This window comes from Massilia litorea (assembly GCF_015101885.1).
In the GTDB taxonomy this organism is placed as follows: Bacteria; Pseudomonadota; Gammaproteobacteria; order Burkholderiales; family Burkholderiaceae_D; genus Telluria; species Telluria litorea.
This window is the reverse complement of the sequence record NZ_CP062941.1, coordinates 5,024,127-5,042,130: the sequence shown is the minus strand read 5'-3', so window position 1 is coordinate 5,042,130 and position 18,004 is coordinate 5,024,127. Positions and strand designations below refer to the sequence as shown.

Sequence of the window (18,004 nt, the reverse complement as noted above, 5' to 3'; positions counted from 1 at the left end):
GTTGATAAGCAAAGGAAAAGCATGAAGACTCGTTGGACCCTCACCAAGACCGCCGTCGTCCTCGCCCTCTGTGGCGGCAGCTTCGCGCACGGCCTTGCCGCCGCCCAGGAAGCGCAAGTCAAGGCGCCGATCGAAAAACCCGCGCCCGCCAAGAGCGCGAACATGACCGTGCTGCCCGGCGACGATTTCTTTACCTGGGCCAATGGCGACTGGCTGGCGAAGACCGAGATCCCGGCCGACCGCGGGTCCTGGAGCGCAATGGGCGCCCTGGCGGAGGACACGAATACCCGCATCGCGAAGTTGATCGAGGAATTGGGCGCCGACAAGAAGACAAGCGGCGAAGCGCGCAAGGTGGCCGACTTCTACGCCGCCTACATGGACGAGGCCGGCATCGAGAAGCGCGGCCTGGCGCCGATCAAGCCGATGCTGAACGCAATTGCCGGCATCAAGGACAAGGCGGCCCTGGTGCGCGCCCTCGGCGGCTCGATCCGCGCCGACGTCGACCCGCTGAACGCCACCAATTTCTTCACCGAAAACCTGTTCGGCCTGTGGATCGCGCAGGGCCTGACCGATTCCTCGCGCAACCTGCCGTATGTGCTGCAGGGCGGTCTCGGCCTGCCGGACCGTGCCTACTACCTGGAAAACAATGCGCGCATGGCCGAGCTGCGTACCAAGTACCAGCAGCACATCGCCGCCATGCTGAAACTGGCCGGGATGGACAGGACCGACGAGCGCGCCGCGCGCGTGTTCGAACTCGAGCTGGCGCTGGCGCAGACCCATGCCACGCGCGAGGATTCGGCGAACATCCAGAAGTCGAACAATGTCTGGACCCTGAAGGACTTCGCGGCCAAGGCCCCGGGCATCGACTGGAGCGCCTTCTTCAAGGCGGCCGGCATGTCCGGCCAGGACCGCTTCCAGGTCTACCACCCGACGGCGATCACGGGTGCGGCCAAGCTGCTGGCCGATGCCGACGTCGCCACCTGGCGCGACTATCTCGCTTTCCACAAGCTGAACCAGTACGCCAGCCTGCTGCCGAAGGCCTTCGCCGACCAGCGTTTCGAATTCAACGGCAAGACCTTGTCCGGCACACCGCAGCAGTCGGCACGCTGGAAACGCGCGCTAGGCGCCACCAATGCCGCGATGGACGAAGCCGTGGGCAAGGTGTATGTCGCCCGTTATTTCCCGGCCGAGAACAAGGCACGCGTGCAGCAAATGGTGGGAAACATCATCGACGCCTTCAGCCGCCGCATCGACAAGCTCGACTGGATGGCGCCGGCCACCCGCGCCCAGGCCCAGGCGAAAGTGAAGTCCCTGTATGTCGGCATCGGCTATCCGGAGAAGTGGAAATCGTATGACGGCCTGCGCATCGTCGCCGGCGACGCCTTCGGCAATGCGATCCGCGCCGAGGAATACCACTACCGGCAGGAACTGGCGAAACTCAAGCGCAAGCCGGACCGCACCGAATGGGCGATGCCGCCGCAACTGGTGAATGCCGTGAACTTGCCGCTGCAGAATGCATTGAACTTCCCGGCCGCCATCCTGCAGCCGCCGTTCTTCGACCCGAAGGCGTCCGACGCCGCCAACTACGGCGCGATCGGTTCGATCATCGGCCACGAGATCAGCCACAGCTTCGACGACCAGGGTGCCCAGTTCGACGCCCAGGGCCGCCTGCGCGACTGGTGGACGAAAGAGGACCTGGAGCATTTCAAGACCGCGTCCGCCAAACTGGTCGCGCAATATAACGCCTATAAACCTTTCCCGGACCTGGCCGTCAACGGCCAGCTGACGCTGAGCGAAAACCTGGCCGACCTGGCCGGGCTGGAGGCGGCCTACGACGCCTTCAAGACGACGGCCTCGGGCAAGAGTCCTGAGGCGGACAAGGACTTCTTCCGCGGCTTTGCCCAGGGCTGGCGCAGCAAGGCGCGCGAAGCCTCGCTGCGCCGCGGCGTGCTGACCGACGGCCATGCACCGGCCCAGTACCGTACCTATATCGTGCGCAACCTGGACGCCTGGTACAAGGCCTTCGACGTCAAACCGGGGCAGGAGCTCTACCTGGCGCCGCAGGAGCGTGTGAAGATCTGGTAAGCCATGACCGATAGCCTCGACGACATCTCCCGACGCACCCTCGCGCATTACGAACGCAATGCGCGCGGGTTCTTTGCCGGCACCATCGGCCACGACGTCAGCCAGAACATCGGCGCGCTGCTGGACGCGATCGAGGCGCCGGCGCCCTATACGCTGCTCGACCTGGGCTGCGGCCCGGGGCGCGATTTAAAAACCTTCAGGGAGCGCGGGCACCGCGCGATCGGGCTCGACGGCTCGGCCGAATTCGTCGCCATGGCGGCCGGGTACAGCGGGTGCGAGGTCTGGCACCAGGATTTCCTGCACCTGGACTTGCCGCCTGCCTTCTTCGACGGCATCTTCGCCAACGCCTCGCTCTTCCACGTGCCGAGCGCGGCATTGCCCGAGGTGCTGGCGGCGCTGTACGTCGGCCTGAAACCGGGCGGCGTGCTGTTCAGCTCGAACCCGCGCGGGCACAACGAGGAGGGGTGGAACGGGGCGCGCTACGGCAGCTATTACGATTACCCGACCTGGGAAGGCTTCCTGGTGGCGGCGGGATTTACTCCACTGCATCATTACTACCGTCCGCCGGGCCTGCCGCGCGAACAGCAGTCCTGGCTGGCGAGTTTGTGGCGTAAGCCAAATGTTAACCAGCGAACAGAGATGCGTGACAATCAGGCATAAGGTGGGGCTTCGCTTTCAACCGAAGAGGATTACCATGAACCAGGACCAGATCAAAGGCAAGGCCAAGGACATCGGCGGCAAGATTCAGGAAAAGGTCGGTGAAGCTGTCGGCAGCCGCCAGCAGCAGTCCGAGGGATTGTCTAACCAGGCCGAAGGCAAGGTGCAGGAAAAAGTGGGCGACGTGAAGGATATCGTCAAGGGTAACCGCTGATTTCCCGGTCTTTGGAAAACAAGCCGCGATTCGTCGCGGCTTTTATTTTGGCGCTGTTCGCGTTAAGTGTGGAATTTTCTTGAACGGCTGAGGTCCAACCCGGACTTCACCCGTGAGGAGGTTCGCATGCATGCACGCAAGTTCGAGCACTTCCTGAAGAACCTGGCCGCGCTGACCCGGCGCCAGCGCGAACGGCTGCTTGGCCTGCTGCTGCCGACGGTCAAGCTCGATCGGACGGTGGACGTCATCGAGCAGGCGAGCGCGCCACAACTTGCCTGTCCCGGTTGCGGCGCGCAGCAGTTTCACAAGCACGGCCGCGCCAACGGCCTGCAACGCTTTCGTTGCCGCGCTTGCGGACGGACCTGCAACGCGCTCACCGGCACGCCACTGGCGCGCCTGCGCCACAAAGGGCGCTGGCTCGATTACCTGGGCGGCATGCTCGACTCGCACAGCATCCGGCGCAGCGCCGCCCAGCTCGGCGTTGCCCGCGCGACCAGCTTTCGCTGGCGCCACCGTTTTCTCGCGCTCACTCAAAACGGCCGGCCCCAGCGCCTGGCCGGGATCGCCGAGGCCGACGAGATGTATGTGCTCGAATCACACAAAGGGTCCGGCTCGCTCGAGCGACCTCCACGCAAGCGCGGCGGAAAGGCGACAAAACGCGGTATTTCAAAGGAACAGATGTGCATCCTGGTCGCACGCGACCGGACCGGCCAGACGCTCGACTGGGTCCCGGGCAAGGGGCCTGTTACGCGGGCGCAATTGCACGAACATTTGAAAGTGCGCCTGGAGCCGGACGTGTTGCTGGTGACGGACGCCCATTCGGCCTACCGGCATTTCGCACGCGAAGCCGGTATCACCCATGAAGCGGTGAACTTGCAGGCGGGAATCCGGGTGCGCGGCGCGATCCACGTCCAGAATGTGAATGCCTATCACAGCCGCCTGCGCGGCTGGCTGCAGCCGTTTCGCGGGGTTGCCAGCCGTTACCTCGGCAACTATCTCGGCTGGCGCTGGGCGCTCGACGGCGCCCGTGTCAAGACGCCGGAGGCTTTGCTGCGAGCGGCAATCGGCATATTCCACACTTAACGCGAACAGCGCCTTTATTTTGGCGCTGTTCGCGTTAAGTGTGGAATTTTCTTGAACGGCTGAGGTCCAAATGAGACTTCACCTGAGAGGAGGTTCGGATGCAGGCACGCAAGTTCGAGCATTTCCTGAAGAACCTGGCCGCGCTGACCCGGCGCCAGCGCGAACGTTTGCTCGGCCTGCTGCTGCCAACGGTCAAGCGCGATCGGACGGTGGACGTCATCGAGCAGGCGAGCGCGCCCCGACTTGCCTGTCCCGGTTGCGGCGCGCAGCAGTTTCACAAGCACGGCCGCGCCAACGGCCTTCAACGCTTTCGTTGCCGCGCTTGCGGGAGGACCTGCAACGCGCTCACGGGCACGCCGCTGGCGCGCCTGCGCCACAAAGGGCGCTGGCTCGATTACCTGGGCGGCATGCTCGACTCGCACAGCATCCGGCGCAGCGCCGCCCAGCTCGGCGTTGCCAGCGCCACCAGCTTTCGCTGGCGCCACCGCTTTCTCGCGCTCACTCAAAACGACCGGCCCCAGCGCCTGGCCGGGATCGCCGAGGCCGACGAGATGTATGTGCTCGAATCACACAAAGGTTCCCGCTCGCTCGATCGACCTCCACGCAAGCGCGGCGGCAAAGCGACAAAACGCGGCATTTCGAACGAGCAGATGTGCATCCTGGTCGCACGCGACCGGACCGGCCAGACGCTCGACTGGGTCCCCGGCAAGGGGCCGGTGACGCGGGCGCAATTGCACGATCATTTGAAAGTGCGACTGGAGCCGGACGTGTTGCTGGTGACGGACGCCCATGCGGCCTACCGGCATTTCGCACGCGAAGCCGGTATCACCCACCAAACGGTGAACTTGCAGGCGGGAATCCGGGTGCGCGGCGCGATCCACGTCCAGAACGTGAACGCCTATCACAGCCGCCTGCGCGGCTGGCTGCAGCCATTTCGCGGGATTGCCAGCCGTTACCTCGGCAACTATCTCGGCTGGCGCTGGGCGCTCGACGGCGCTCGCGTCAAGACGCCGGAGGCTTTGCTGCGAGCGGCAATCGGCATATTCCACACTTAACGCGAACAGCGCCTTTATTTTTTGAAGGGCAGGGCGTGCGCCCTCAGCGGCACAAGATATTGCCGAGCTATGTGAAGGCACGCACGGAAGGCAGCCGTACGGGAGCGTAATCTGAACCCATCGCGCCGTCATCCGACCGCGCCTTAACTCACCAGCAAGGAGATCATCATGAACAAGGACCAAGTCGAAGGCAAACTGCAAGACATCGGTGGCAAGATTCAGGAAGAAGCCGGCAAGCTGGTCGGCAATCCCGAGCAGCAGGTCAAGGGCCTGAAGAACCAGGTCGAAGGCAAGACGCAAGAGAAGTATGGCGACGTCAAGGAAAACCTGAAAGACGCCACCAACTGATGCCGTGGCCGCCTTCGCGCGGCAGGCAGCGAACGAAAAAGGCCCCGGCGTTTTCACGCCGGGGCCTTTTTTATAGCGATACCGAATGGTGCTTACTGAACTTCGTAGGCGCCGATGTCGTTCTTCGTACCGAGCATGGTACGGTTGATGCCCGACGCGCTGTGCTTGTAGCTGGCGGCGGCGTTGAGCGACGAGCCGTTTGTCGAGTTGCCAGGCGCCACACCGGCGTTGACGATCAGCGAGTTCGCCAGCGGACGCAGGTCGTAGGCGGCCTTGTTGACGAAGCCCACCGACAGTGCCTGGTAGTTCGCCGTCTTGATCGAGGATGCCTGGGTGCTCATCGGGCCATAGCCGCTGAACAGGTTATTGATCAGTTTAGCCGGGGTGGTCACGCCGCCGCCCACCATCACGAAATAGCCGCGCGAACTTTCGTCGTTGATGAAGGTATTGTTCACAACGTAGAGGTCGGTTGCATAACCGCTCACGCCTTCTTCGCCGTAAGCAACGATGTTCGGATTGTTGCCGCCCACTGGCTGCATGATCACGTTGCCGATGATGAAGGTCGTTCCGCCGTTCGGCACGTCGATCTCGTAGCTCGGCTTGCCGGCGGCGGTGCTGCCGGTTTCGCCGCTACGCAGGCTCGAGAAGCGGTTGTAGGCGATGGTGTTGTACAGCGCGCGCGTCTTCAGGTTATGACCGACGTTGGCGTCGTGCGAGTAGTTGTAGCGGAAGGTCAGCTTGCCGGCCTTGCCGATATACACGTTGTGGCTGTAGCCGTCGCCGTAGCCGTTGTGGCCGAACTCGTTGTTCTCGAGGACGATGGTGCTGGCGGTATTCACGCCGCTCAGGATGCCGTTCTCGTTGTCGTGCAGGAACGAGTTACGCATCGTGAAGTTGGTGCCTTCCAGGCGCAGCGCGGCGCCGTTCTTGTCCACCACTTTGGCGCCATACATTTCGACGTTGTCGATCGTGATGTTGTTGCCGCTGACGACCCAGATCGCCTTGCCGCCGGCGCTCTTGCCGCCAGCCGCGATCTTTGGACGGCCATTGACGCCGCGGATGGTCAGGTTGCTTGGCGCGATATAGCAGACGTCGCCAGTGTAGGTGCCGGCCTGGATTTCGATAACGTCGCCTGCGGCGGCGGCGGCAAAGGCCTTGCACGGCGTCGCGTAGGTCTTGCCATAGCCGACGCTGCGGGTAGCGGCCGAGGCCGGGGCCGCGATGGCGGCACCCAGGACGACGGCGGTGAGGGCGAGGGAGAGACGGGTGGAGCTGTTACGGTTGGCTTGCATTAGTGTGTCCTCAGGTGGAGCGGTGTCGCTTCAAAGCGTGTCGCTAGATCAGGAACACGGAGAATACCTTGAGGAATTAATTCCGGGGGGACATAAATTGTTACAAGATGCTGTACTGTCGAGTACAGAATTCACAATTCTCCTAGGAAAACAATGCATTTGAGGGCAAATGTATCGCCAAAAATATTTTTTTAAATGTCTCTTATCTGCAACAATTTAGTTGACTTTTTGTTGAGTTGTCAGAAATTGTGTGGATTCAGAAGCAACTGTTGAGCTAACAAGACGCAAAAAAGGCCGGGCACCACTGCGGTGTCCGGCCTGTTTCGGTTGATGTCGGCTTACTTCGCCGCGGTACTGCCCAGGTTTTTCTTGAAGAAGGATTCGATCAGGCCATACACGTGGCGCTGGCTGCTGCGGCCCGAGATCCCGTGCTTGGCGCCCGGATAGGTCATCAGCTCGAACTGCACGTTGCGCTTGACCAGTTCGTCGATCAGGCGCGTCGTATTGCTGAACAGGACGTTGTCGTCGGCCATGCCGTGCACCAGCAGCAGCGGCGACTTCAGGCCGTCCAGGTGCGCGAACACGCCGCTGCGGGCGTAGGCGTCCGGGTCCGACTTCGGCGTGCCGCCGACGAACTGCTCGGTGTAGTGGGTGTCGTACAGCGCCCAGTCGGTGACCGGCGCCACCGACACGCCCATCGCGATCTTGTCCGAGGCTGCCGCCAGCAGGCGCAGGGTCATGAAGCCGCCATAGCTCCAGCCGAACACGCCCACGCGCTTCGGATCGACGAAGCTTTGCTGGCCCAGCCAGTCGATGCCGGTGACCTGGTCTTCGACTTCGTTCTTGCCCAGGTTGTTATAGATGACGTCGGTGAACGCGCGTTCGCGGCGGCTCGAACCGCGGTTATCGAGGCGGAACACCACGAAGCCCTGCTGCGCCATGTACTGGTCAAAATAATTGCCCCAGGTACGGGTCACACGCTGCGAGTGCGGGCCGCCATAAGTGAACAGGAAGACCGGATATTTCTTCGCCGCATCGAAACCGGCCGGCTTGATCATCGAGTAGTACAGGGTCTGGCCATCCTTGGCCTTGATGGTGCCGAATTCGGTCGGCAGCAGGTCGGGCATGTACTTTGCGAACGGGTGGCTGGCGTTCAGTTCATTGTGCTCGAGCCATTGCACCATCGCGCCGTCGGCCTTGCGGATCGACACTTGCGGCGGGGTCGTCGGGCTCGAATACGTGTCGACGAAAATCTTGCCGTTGTTGGCGAACTTCGCCTCGTGCCAGCCGTCGCCGGCGGTGATGCGTGCAGGCTTGCCGGCCGTGCTGCCGTTCAGCGCCAGTGCATAGGTTTGCTTGTCGATGACGGCATCCTTGTTCGACGACACATACACCTTGCCGGCGGCCTCGTCCACGGCCAGCACGTCGTCGATGCCCCATTCGCCGCTCGAGATCGGGTTCAGCAGCTTGCCGTTCAGGTCGTAGAGATACAGGTGGTTGCGGCCGCTGCGCTCGGACGCCCAGATGAAGGCCTGGCGGTTCTTCAGGAAGTGCAGGTCGTTGTGGATGCTGACCCAGGTCTTCGAGGTCTCGGTAAGCAGCGGACGCTGGGCCAGGGTGGCGGCGTTCACGGCGACCAGGTCGAGGCGCTTCTGGTCGCGCGTCTGGCGCTGGTAGACCAGGGTCTTGCTGTCCGCGCTCCAGTCGGCGCGCACCAGGTAAATATCTTTCTCTGCGCCGATGTCGACCTTGCGCGAGACGCCCGTTTCCGGAGACACGATGAACAGGTCCACCAGCACGTTCGGGTCGCCCGCGGCAGGGTAGTGCTGGTCGATCACTTCGGTGCGGTCGGCAAAGATCTCGAAGCGGCGCGCCACCGGCACCGGCGCTTCGTCGTAGCGTTTATAAGCAATGCCCGAATCGTCCGGCGCCCAGTAGTAACCGGTCGTCTGGTCCATTTCTTCCTGCGCCACGAACTCGGCTTCGCCGTTGTGCACGGTACCCTTGCCGTCCTGGGTCAGCTGGCGCTCGGCGCCGGTTTTCAGGTCGATCACGACCAGGTTCTGGTCGCGCACGAAGGAGACGTAACGGCCCTTCGGCGAAATCTTCGGATCGAGCACGTTACCCGATGCCACCTTGCGCGCCGCATCCGGCTTCGCCACGTCGACCAGGTAGAGATCGCCGGCGATCGGCACCAGCAGCTGCTTGCCGTCGGGCGACCAGCTGTAAGTCAGGATGCCGGACAGGCTGGCGGTCCGGGCCCGCTCGCGGCGCGCCTTTTCCTCGAGCGACAGGTTCTCGCTCGGCACCAGCTTTTTGGAGTCGACCAGGCGGTGCGTGGTCTTGTCCTTCATGTTGTATTCCCACAGGTCCTGCTGGAACTGGTTGTCCTCGCGGCCGCGCAGGAAGGTCACGCGCTCGCCGTCGGGCGACACGCGCAGGTTTTTCACGCCGGGACCGGCAAGCGACGGGTCCGCGTGAATGCGGTCGAGCGTCAGGCGTTCCGCGGAAGCGGGCGCGGCCGCAAACGCGGCCAGGAGGCAGAGGAGAAGGCGCATTGTTTGTCTCGTTGAAAGTTAGCTTTATGCAACGGACGAGACGATACCAGAGTCCCAGGGTAAAAGCTGTACATACCACTGACTTCGCCCTGGGAAAACCACAGTATTAGCGGGATGCCGCCAATACCCGCTGGCGCGACAGGCGCTCCATCGACCAGCTCAGCAGGACGGCGGCAATCGTCAGTCCCAGCACGAGGCCGATCCAGAAGCCTGTCGTCTCCATCGGCGCGGCGGGCGACCAGGCGAACCAGCTTGGCGCGATCCCGAGGATATAGCCCAGCGGCAGGCTGAAGCCCCAGAAAGCGACCAGCTGGATGATCATCGGCGGACGCGTCACCTGGTAGCCGCGAATCGCCGAGGCGGTGGCGACCTGGGTCGCATCCGACAGCTGGAACAGGGCCGCGAACAGCAACAGGTGCACGCAGGCTTGCTGCACCGCCGGGTCCGAAGTGTAGGCGCGCGCGATTTCCCAGCGGAAGAGGGCGATGCAGGCCGCCGACAGCACGCCGAAGGCGACCGACATGCCGACCCCGACACGCGCCACGAACTGCGCCCGTACCGGATTGCCTTCGCCCATCGCCTGGCCGACGCGGGTCAGCAACCCTATGCCGAAGCTCAATGGCACCATAAACACGAGCGAGGCGAAGTTCAGTGCGATCTGGTGTGCCGAGACCTGGATCACGCCGAAACGCGCGACGAGCAGGCTGATTAAACCGAAAGCGCTGACCTCGGCAAAATACGTGACGCCGATCGGGATGCCCAGGCGCAGCATTGTGCGGATCTCGTTCCAGTCCGGGCTTTCCCAGCCCGTGAACGGATAGGTCATGCGGTAGACGGGGGACACTTTCACCCACACCAGCATGGCGATCAGCATCAGCCACATGCCGACGGAGGTCGACACCGCACAGCCGACCGCGCCCAGCTGGGGAAAGCCCCCCTTGCCGAACACCAGCAGCCAGTTGCTGGCGACATTGAACAGCAGGCCCAGGATCGCGATCACCATGATCGGCTTCGTTTCGTTGATGCTGGTCGTGTAGCCGTACAGCGCGCGGTAGCAGGCAAAGGCCGGCATGCCGAGGCTGATGACATGCAGGAACATCGACGCCCGGTCGGCGACAAGCTGGTCCATGCCGATATGGTCGAACAGCAGCGTGCACAGGTTGGTCGCCAAGCAGGCGATCAGGCCGACGCCCGCGCCCTTCCACAGTGCCTGGCGCACCGAATGCGGAATCCTGTCGTAGCGCCCGCCGCCGATTTCGTGCGCCACGACGGTATTTATCGACATCATGATGCCCATGACTGTCACCAGCACGATCGACCACACCGAGGCACCCAGCGACACGGCCGCCAGCTCGGCCGCGCTGACGTGCCCGGTCATCGCCACGTCTGCCACGCCCATGCCGACGGTCGCCAGCTGGCCGACCAGCATCGGCCACGAGAGCTTCCAGAGGGTGGCGATTTCATTGCGGACGGGCGAGGGCGCGGGCTGGTGGGTGGCGACAGTCATGGGCAGGGTGAGGGAGGAAACCCATGATTTTACTGTTGAATTGCCAATGTTGTGGCTTGTTTGGCCTGAGTGTCAACGCGGCCGCGAACAATTGCGTTAAGGCAGGGAGCACTTGCTCGCCCCTTTAAAAACTATTCGGAGATAAATCATGAAATCGATGTTCAAGATTGCAAGCGCCACGCTGTTGCTCATCTCCGGCGCCGCTTTCGCCGCCGGCCAGACGGCCACGACTGCGACCCCTGCCACCCCTGCAACCGCCAAGACGACGACCGTCCAGAGCACCACGACGATGCCGGCGACCGCGACCGCGACCACGACGACGACCACGGAGAAAATGACGCGTGCGCAATACAAGGCCGCGAAAAAGCAGATCGAGGCCGACGAGAAAACGGCGAAGGCAGCCTGCAAGAAAATGAAGGGCGCTGAAGAATCGGCTTGCAAGAAGGATGCCGAGGCGAAAGAAAAAACGGCAATGGCGGACCTGAAGGCCCACTATAAGTAAGCAAGCGAGCTTGCCGCTGTCAACAGCCCTGCGATGCGCACATCGCAGGGCTTTTATTTTTTCCCCTGCCGGGTTTGTCAGTGCTGACCAGCCGGCCTTGGTGGAAGCGTGACCAGGTAGGCGTGCAGCGCCCGCGCGTCGACGTCGTTCATCTGGCTGAACGAGTCGAAGGGCATGACCGGGCTGATGGGGCTGCCATCCGGCCGCTTGCCGCTGCGCAACATGGTGACGAAGCTGTCGGCCGAGGGGTAACGCGCCATCGCACTGCCAGGACCGGGTGTCAGGTTGGCTGCGTGCGGCCATGAGGGCGGCGCGCCGGGAATGGCGCCGCCACTGAATTGCGCACCATGGCAGCCGACACAGGCTTGCGCCACATAAGCGCCGTACTCTGCCGTCATCGCGGCGCGCTGCGCGCGCGGCGGCGCAAGCGTGTGATCGATTTTCTCGGCCGCGTCCTTGATCGCCCCCACGGCGTAGAGCAACTTGACTGGAAGCGGGAGTTCGATACGCCTGCGCTCGCCCTGTTGTGGGGGAAGTTGCTGGAGGTAGGCAACCAGCGCGCCCGTGTCCTCATCGGTGAGGCGGGCATAATCCTCGCTGGGCATGATGAGTACCGGCTGGCCGTTCGGCTTGACCCCATGGCGGATCGTCCGCACCCAGTCCGTGACGGTGTAGCGGCTCGTCGCACTGTTGGCTCCCCGCGTGATGTTCGGGGCAACCACCAGCATGCCGTCGCTGTCCACCACGGTCTTGCCGGCTCCGTTCGTGCCGTGGCACTCGGTGCAGCCGCGGGTGTTGAACAGGTAGCGGCCACGCGCGATCCGGGCCGGGTCGTTGGGCAGCGCGATTGGCGCGACCTGCACCTGAATTGTCCGCTGCAATTTGCGGGCGCTGAGCAGGTGCGCCGCCGCGCCGATGAGCAGGGCAAGCAATACAAGGCCCCCCAGGATAGAGACCGTCCATCTCATCCGCTTTCCCATCGACGCCTCCGCAGTGACGATTGGTTATCCTGTTCAATTTATCATCGTTCACTGCGATGTAAAGAGGGTAGGCGCGGAACTTTTAATTATGTTGTGGATCCCCATCTGGGAGAGATAGCAGCCATTGCGCGCATGGCATGGCTGCCATCTCAACTTTCCGGGAGTGCACTGTGGAATACAAGGACTACTACCAGACCCTTGGCCTCGACAGGGGCGCGAGCGCGGGCGACATCAAGAAGGCGTACCGGAAAATGGTGCGCAAATACCACCCCGATGTCAGCAAGCACGCGGACGCGGACGCGAAAACCAAAGAAATCAACGAGGCCTATGATGTGCTGGGCGACGCCGAAAAACGCGCCGCCTACGACGCGCTCGGGCGCGGCCATCATGCCGGCGAGCAGTTCCAGCCGCCGCCGGACTGGAGCGAGCATTTCGATTTCGGCGGCGCCGGCGCCGACGATTTCTTCGCCGACCTGTTCGCCCAGGCCGGACGCGGGCGCCGCGGTGGCGGTTTCCAGATGCGCGGCGACGACATCCATGCCACCATCACCATCGACCTGGTCGACGCCTACCGCGGCGCGACGCGCACCGTCAGCCTGCGCGTGCCGAAGGCCGAGGGGCCGGGACGGGCCACGATGCAGGAAAAGACGCTCAGCGTGAACATCCCGCGCGGCGTGACGCCGGGCCAGCAACTGCGCCTGGCAGGGCAGGGCCACGAGGGCCATGGCGGCGCCGGGCCGGGCGACCTGTATCTCGAAATTCAGTTCGCGCCCGATCCGCGCTACCGCGTCGAGGGTGCGCACGTGTACGAGAACGTGCCGGTCACGCCCTGGGAAGCGGCGCTGGGCGGCAGCGTGGCGGTGCCGACGCCCTCGGGCACGGTCGAGGTCACGATTCCGGCCGGCTCGCAAAGCGGGCGCAAGCTGCGCCTGAAAGGCAAGGGCATCCCGGCAAGTACGCCGGGTGACCTGTATCTGATCCTGGACGTCGTGCTGCCTCCAGCCAACAACGACAAGGCACGCGCCCTGTACCAGGCGATGGCGCGCGACCTGGCTTTCAATCCACGGACTGCTTGAAAAGGAGAGGGCGATGTTTGGAAATCAGACCGTGACCGGGGTCCTCATCGACGAGGTCGCCCTGGACCTGGACGAGCTGGCGCGTGCCGTCCAGGTCGAACCCGAGTGGGTGGTGCGCCATGTGCAGGCGGGCGTGCTCGGCGGGGAGATGCTGCAGGTGACCGAGCTGCGCTTTCGCAGCAGCGACCTGGCGCGGGCGCGGCGCCTGCTCGAACTGGAGCGGCATTTCGATGCCGACGAGGAGCTGGCGGCGCTCGTGATCGACCTGGCCGACGAGGTGCGCCGCTTGCGTGCCCGCCTGCGCGCGCTCGGCCTCAAGGAGTCCTGAAGCGCGCGCCGTGGTCGCTGGGGTCCTCCTAGAATCGATGTCAAAGGAATCACCAACAATCACATCGATATCGAGGAGGTTATATGGATCAGGTACAAGTGCAGCAGACCGAGCCGGAGAACGCGGCGCGCGGGCCGCTCGACGGCAAGCGGGTGGCGGTCCTGATGACGGATGGCGTGGAACAGGTCGAGTACACGGGGCCGCGCAGTTTCCTCGAGCAGCAGGGGGCGCAGGTAATCCTGATTTCGCCGAAGGGCGTCGGGCAGGGCGTGCAGGGAATGAACCATGACGAGAAAGGGGACACCTTCCCTGTCGAGATGAACGTCAGCGATGCGAAGCCGGCAGATTTCGACGCCCTGGTGCTGCCGGGCGGTGAAAAGAATCCGCTGGAATTGCGCAAGAGCCCCGAGTCGATCGCCTTCATCCGCGATTTCTACGAGACCGACAAGCCGATCGCAGCAATCTGCCATGCGCCGTGGGTCCTGATCGACGCCGGGATCGCGGAATCGAAGAATCTCACCAGCTGGCCGGACATCCAGGACGACATGAAAAAGGCCGGCGCCGAGTGGATCGACCAGGAAGTGGTGATCGACGAGAAGCTGATCACGAGCCGCAAGCCGGACGATATTCCGGCGTTTAACGATGCCTTGTTGAAGGCGATGCTGATTTCGCCGGATATGGCAGATATGGGGGCGTCGTCGTAAGCAGCGCCGTATTCCCGTAGGGTGGGCACTCCGTGCCCACGCGGATTCAAGCCGCAGCTAACGGCATGGGCGACGGCGCTGACTCCTCACGCACGCCGCCGCCTGTGCTACGCCCCGCTGATCTCCCGCTGCAACTTCTTCGTCAACTTCCCGAACACCAGCTCATACGACCTGCGCAGCAACTGCGCCGCCTCCTCGTCGCCCAGCGCGTCCGCGTCCTCCACATGCACCCACTTTGCCCGCGCCAGGTAGGGCGCCGGAATAATGCCTTTTCTATCCGTCAGCTCGAGGAAACGCTCGTCCTCGACCTTGAAGCTGATGCCGGTCGCCTCGCCGAGGTTGGTGACCGCGAACATCTTGGCGCCGACGGAGAAGACCAGGTCGTTGTCCCATTTGGTGTCTTCGGTGACGCCGGGGAAGGTGCGGCAGAGGGATTTTGCGGATTCGAAGTTCATCGTGAATGTTCTCGCGGGTGGACGTTAGCTAATGGGATTCTATTACGTTTGCATCGGAAAAATGCCTTTCAGAAAGAGGAAAAGAATCTATCGGCCCCAGGCTTGAGTGCCGTCGCCGTGAACGTGCCTGTGGATTCGCCTTCCGTGCGTGATCGTCTTGCCTGCACTTTTGTCCGGGTGTCGGATGGGAAGCATTCGGAAACTCCCGGCACCGGTTAGGGATCAAAACAGTTGGAGTTTGTTTCCCCGCGGGCCCGCAGATGGAATCTTCTGCGGATTCGATTGCCGACGGCGAACACCACGCACAAAAAAACACACCCCTGAGGGCGAGCCCTCAGGGATGTGTTTTTTTGTGCGTTGGTGGAGGCGGCGTCTACCGAACAGCTTGCCGGAACCCGCATGATTACTTACTGTCAAGGGTACAAGGGCTTGGGTTACCCCCATAGTTACCCCTAGCGAGTGTGCGTAGCGAGATCAGATTTCCTGTTCGGCGTCGGTATCGATGACGTATTCAAACACGACAATAGGTTGCCGTTCACCGTGCATAAGGCATTGCAGCGTCGAGAGAGAGATACCGATGGGAGGCGAGCGAATCCGACAAATTTTGCAGTGATGACGCGGGCGGTTAGAGTACGAAAGGCCGTCGAGAGTGCCCTCGCAGGGTTGCTGCCTGGTTTGGGGTTCGTTTGGACGGGCCACCTCTGAGCCACCGCACTGGCTGCCCATGTGCGCCGTGATTATTCGCCGTCGTGCTAACTTGGCGCCATCTGCTAGTCCGGTGAGGTGGCATCTTGAGTGCATACGTCTACATTATTCCCCATCGGGATGAGCCGCGGATGAAGATCGGTAAGGCGGTCAATGTTAGCGCCCGTCTAAGCGAGATCGGCGCTCACATATTCGCGCTACCGCATTGTCTGCTTCTACACTTTTGCAATGAGCAGGCCGCATTCAGAGCCGAGTCAATACTCCAACGGACGTTCGCACACTGGCGGATCGATGCAGCAAGCGTGAATGGCGGCCAAAAAGGGCGCAGTGGTGACACCGAATGGTTCGACATTGCATGTCGAGATCGGCTCGACCAGTTTCTTCTAGCCAACATGGACTTGCTCGAAGCTGAGCTTGTGCAGCAGGAGGGCATCGCGCAAGTCCTAGAGGCACTCACCAGGCCCAGACTGGTCGCTCGATCGGTTCGAAAAACGCGCCCGGCGAACAGATCGGTAGAGAATACAGACCCGAGGCTAGAGCTCCTGGACGAGGAAGTGGAGGTACTGGGGCGTCCTGTGATCGATCGGGTCGCCGGAGGCCTGACGGAACTCGCCGAGATGTGCGACTGGATCGGTCTAGTGGAAAAAAGCGCCCACGGGCGGTGTCGTAACGTGATAGGCAGCACCTCAGTTCCTGTTGATGTTTATGCCGATCATGTCCATAACCTAATGTCCGAGTCTGTCCTTCCTATTAAGTACTACCTGATAGGGAATCTTAGGCTTGTCCAAGGTGGCAGTTTCCATAGTCGTGGGTCGATCGATTTCGTAGTGCGGTTGACATTACCTGGCGCAACAGACGGGAGATGGCCCCAGGTCGAGCGACTCATTGAAAGCCTTTTCGAATATCCTGTCCCAATAACCGGATGGCCTGGCCCAGCCTCATGAATTTCATAACGGTAAGGCACCGCAGGGGGTCTTCGCCCGGTTAGATGGCGCGCCGCTTGGCTACGAGTGCGCTGTTAGAGCTGACTGTTCAAATATCGCGCGATACGCGACCTGACCGCTGCGCAAGCGCTTGTTTGAGTGAGCGTCGGTATTCATGCGTTGATTGTATTGGCTTAGACAACCGCGGCTGTACGATTTGACACTCAGCTTCCAACGAAGGTCCGTTTTGACCGATTGCAGATATTTCACATCATCATTGAATGGGATATGTTGCTCCGATAGCAAGCTGAGGTTGTTCAGGCATCACTGCAGCCGGCTCTACACCCCTTTATTATCCCCACCTCAGTTTTCAACAAATCAAATGAGCGAGTGCGCGATCGCTTGCCCTATGAAAACCGCCTATTTCTTGCCCCGTTTCCTGATTTGATTAAGCTAAAAAAGGGGAAATTTTCTGCGCGTGAGGGAGAGTGCGGTCTGGGAGCCTTTTGTGTGTGGACTTTGACCTCCCCCGACCCATCATTTAGTAAGGCGAAGCAAAGACTCTGAACGCGGCATTTACAAGATTCGAAAAGTCACAATGCTTGACGAAAAAAAGTCCGCTCTCGGGGGCTCGGTGGACTAACGTTGTTCTGGTTGCTTGCTTAGTTGGCAGATCTTATGCAAGAGATTGACTTACATGAGATGAGTGCAAATGTACTTGTCAAGAAAGTACGTTTACCACTGCCCATCGAAATAAAGGGTAGGTAGGATTGCCCCTATTAATAAGGGGAGAGACAAATGAGAGCAACTTGGGTAGCGACGTCGATCTTAGGTGCCGTATTGACTGGATGTGGAGGCGGAGGCGGAGGTGGGGGCGGCTCATCCGAGGCACCAGTACAAGCACAGACGCCGCCAGCACCGGTACTTGCACCGCCAACACAAACACCGGCACCTTCAGAACAAACGCCGGCGCCACCCACGGTAAACACAACGATTCCAGAGGGTTTATATACGGGTACCACCAGCACAGGGCGCTCGGTTACCGGCCTGGTTCTCGATGACGGTACTTATTACGTGATCTACTCGGCGACCAACAATCCAAGCGTTATTGCCGGCGCCGTGCAAGGCGCCGGCACCGCTCTGAACGGCAGCTTTAGCTCGTCAAATGGTAGGGACATAAACCTGGAAGGGCTCGGCGTCCTTTCGGTCAGCGTATCTGCAAGCTATGGGTTGAAAACATCTCTCAATGGCACCATCACCTACCCATCACTCAACCAATCGCCCACATTCACATCGAGGTACGATGCAAAATACGAGATATCACCAAGCTTGACGACAATCGCAGGCACATACTCCGTTCGGGCCGGCTCGACACGCGGGACTGAGAGCGGCACCGTCACCATCTCAGGGTCTGGTGCAGTGACGACGCGCGGGGCGAGCGGGTGCACGTCCTCTGGTACGGTCAGCCCGCGCTCAAAGGGTAATGCGTATAACGCAACCATCACCTTTGGGGGCTCGCCCTGCGTGTACCC

At 61.8% G+C, this 18,004-nt stretch carries 16 protein-coding genes; 11 read left to right on the top strand and 5 right to left on the bottom strand.

What is annotated here, in order from left to right:
- The first annotated feature begins 21 nt into the window (after positions 1-21).
- The 6 genes from LPB04_RS22625 (at position 22) to LPB04_RS22600 (ending at position 5,442) form a co-directional block, all read left to right on the top strand.
- On the top strand, positions 22-2,085 hold the full coding sequence (locus tag LPB04_RS22625) for a M13 family metallopeptidase (RefSeq protein WP_193686670.1): 2,064 nt from the start codon (positions 22-24) through the stop codon (positions 2,083-2,085).
- A gap of 3 nt (positions 2,086-2,088) precedes the next feature.
- A complete protein-coding gene (locus tag LPB04_RS22620; protein WP_193686669.1) occupies positions 2,089-2,745 on the top strand; it encodes a class I SAM-dependent methyltransferase in 657 nt (218 codons plus the stop codon).
- Between the two features lie 34 nt (positions 2,746-2,779).
- Entirely contained in the window at positions 2,780-2,956 is a 177-nt protein-coding gene (locus LPB04_RS22615; RefSeq protein ID WP_193686668.1) for a CsbD family protein, read from the top strand.
- 126 nt (positions 2,957-3,082) lie between these two features.
- Complete coding sequence (locus tag LPB04_RS22610) at positions 3,083-4,039, top strand: IS1595 family transposase (RefSeq protein WP_193686667.1); 957 nt, start codon at positions 3,083-3,085, stop codon at positions 4,037-4,039.
- Positions 4,040-4,137: 98 nt separating this feature from the next.
- Complete coding sequence (locus LPB04_RS22605) at positions 4,138-5,094, top strand: IS1595 family transposase (protein WP_193686666.1); 957 nt, start codon at positions 4,138-4,140, stop codon at positions 5,092-5,094.
- 168 nt (positions 5,095-5,262) lie between these two features.
- Positions 5,263-5,442, top strand: a complete 180-nt coding sequence (locus LPB04_RS22600; protein ID WP_193686665.1) for a CsbD family protein — start codon at positions 5,263-5,265, stop codon at positions 5,440-5,442.
- A gap of 92 nt (positions 5,443-5,534) precedes the next feature.
- Here LPB04_RS22600 and LPB04_RS22595 read toward each other — a convergent pair whose 3' ends face one another.
- From LPB04_RS22595 to LPB04_RS22585, 3 genes are all read right to left on the bottom strand, one after another.
- Positions 5,535-6,734, bottom strand: a complete 1,200-nt coding sequence (locus LPB04_RS22595; protein WP_227496544.1) for a right-handed parallel beta-helix repeat-containing protein — start codon at positions 6,732-6,734, stop codon at positions 5,535-5,537.
- Positions 6,735-7,072: 338 nt separating this feature from the next.
- Positions 7,073-9,292 carry a S9 family peptidase gene (locus tag LPB04_RS22590; protein WP_193686664.1) on the bottom strand — a complete coding sequence of 740 codons (2,220 nt, stop codon included), beginning with the start codon at positions 9,290-9,292 and terminating at the stop codon, positions 7,073-7,075.
- A gap of 106 nt (positions 9,293-9,398) precedes the next feature.
- The gene (locus tag LPB04_RS22585) at positions 9,399-10,799 is read right to left on the bottom strand and encodes an MATE family efflux transporter (RefSeq protein WP_193686663.1); all 1,401 of its coding nucleotides are present in this window, start codon (positions 10,797-10,799) and stop codon (positions 9,399-9,401) included.
- A gap of 148 nt (positions 10,800-10,947) precedes the next feature.
- Between LPB04_RS22585 and LPB04_RS22580 the strand changes: the two genes are divergently transcribed.
- A complete protein-coding gene (locus tag LPB04_RS22580) occupies positions 10,948-11,301 on the top strand; it encodes a hypothetical protein (RefSeq protein WP_193686662.1) in 354 nt (117 codons plus the stop codon).
- A 77-nt stretch (positions 11,302-11,378) separates the two neighbouring features.
- Here the strand turns inward: LPB04_RS22580 and LPB04_RS22575 are convergent, their stop codons facing one another.
- A complete protein-coding gene (locus tag LPB04_RS22575; protein ID WP_227496543.1) occupies positions 11,379-12,233 on the bottom strand; it encodes a c-type cytochrome in 855 nt (284 codons plus the stop codon).
- A gap of 218 nt (positions 12,234-12,451) precedes the next feature.
- Between LPB04_RS22575 and LPB04_RS22570 the strand changes: the two genes are divergently transcribed.
- The 3 genes from LPB04_RS22570 (at position 12,452) to LPB04_RS22560 (ending at position 14,389) form a co-directional block, all read left to right on the top strand.
- Complete coding sequence (locus LPB04_RS22570; RefSeq protein WP_193686660.1) at positions 12,452-13,357, top strand: DnaJ C-terminal domain-containing protein; 906 nt, start codon at positions 12,452-12,454, stop codon at positions 13,355-13,357.
- Between the two features lie 13 nt (positions 13,358-13,370).
- Entirely contained in the window at positions 13,371-13,685 is a 315-nt protein-coding gene (locus LPB04_RS22565; protein ID WP_193686659.1) for a MerR family transcriptional regulator, read from the top strand.
- 83 nt (positions 13,686-13,768) lie between these two features.
- Positions 13,769-14,389, top strand: a complete 621-nt coding sequence (locus tag LPB04_RS22560) for a type 1 glutamine amidotransferase domain-containing protein (protein ID WP_193686658.1) — start codon at positions 13,769-13,771, stop codon at positions 14,387-14,389.
- Between the two features lie 107 nt (positions 14,390-14,496).
- Here the strand turns inward: LPB04_RS22560 and LPB04_RS22555 are convergent, their stop codons facing one another.
- Positions 14,497-14,844 carry an MmcQ/YjbR family DNA-binding protein gene (locus LPB04_RS22555; RefSeq protein WP_193686657.1) on the bottom strand — a complete coding sequence of 116 codons (348 nt, stop codon included), beginning with the start codon at positions 14,842-14,844 and terminating at the stop codon, positions 14,497-14,499.
- 791 nt (positions 14,845-15,635) lie between these two features.
- Here LPB04_RS22555 and LPB04_RS24480 point away from each other — a divergent pair.
- The gene (locus tag LPB04_RS24480) at positions 15,636-16,493 is read left to right on the top strand and encodes a GIY-YIG nuclease family protein (protein WP_227496542.1); all 858 of its coding nucleotides are present in this window, start codon (positions 15,636-15,638) and stop codon (positions 16,491-16,493) included.
- Positions 16,494-18,004: the final 1,511 nt, after the last annotated feature.

Coding starts and splice junctions, on each gene's coding strand:
- LPB04_RS22615 (WP_193686668.1), top strand. CDS start 2,780: ATGAACCAGGACCAGATCAAAGGCAAGGCCAAGGACATCGGCGGCAAG.
- LPB04_RS22605 (WP_193686666.1), top strand. CDS start 4,138: ATGCAGGCACGCAAGTTCGAGCATTTCCTGAAGAACCTGGCCGCGCTG.
- LPB04_RS22585 (WP_193686663.1), bottom strand. CDS start 10,799: ATGACTGTCGCCACCCACCAGCCCGCGCCCTCGCCCGTCCGCAATGAA.
- LPB04_RS22590 (WP_193686664.1), bottom strand. CDS start 9,292: ATGCGCCTTCTCCTCTGCCTCCTGGCCGCGTTTGCGGCCGCGCCCGCT.
- LPB04_RS22555 (WP_193686657.1), bottom strand. CDS start 14,844: ATGAACTTCGAATCCGCAAAATCCCTCTGCCGCACCTTCCCCGGCGTC.
- LPB04_RS22625 (WP_193686670.1), top strand. CDS start 22: ATGAAGACTCGTTGGACCCTCACCAAGACCGCCGTCGTCCTCGCCCTC.
- LPB04_RS22560 (WP_193686658.1), top strand. CDS start 13,769: ATGGATCAGGTACAAGTGCAGCAGACCGAGCCGGAGAACGCGGCGCGC.
- LPB04_RS22610 (WP_193686667.1), top strand. CDS start 3,083: ATGCATGCACGCAAGTTCGAGCACTTCCTGAAGAACCTGGCCGCGCTG.
- LPB04_RS22580 (WP_193686662.1), top strand. CDS start 10,948: ATGAAATCGATGTTCAAGATTGCAAGCGCCACGCTGTTGCTCATCTCC.
- LPB04_RS22565 (WP_193686659.1), top strand. CDS start 13,371: ATGTTTGGAAATCAGACCGTGACCGGGGTCCTCATCGACGAGGTCGCC.
- LPB04_RS22600 (WP_193686665.1), top strand. CDS start 5,263: ATGAACAAGGACCAAGTCGAAGGCAAACTGCAAGACATCGGTGGCAAG.
- LPB04_RS22620 (WP_193686669.1), top strand. CDS start 2,089: ATGACCGATAGCCTCGACGACATCTCCCGACGCACCCTCGCGCATTAC.
- LPB04_RS22595 (WP_227496544.1), bottom strand. CDS start 6,734: ATGCAAGCCAACCGTAACAGCTCCACCCGTCTCTCCCTCGCCCTCACC.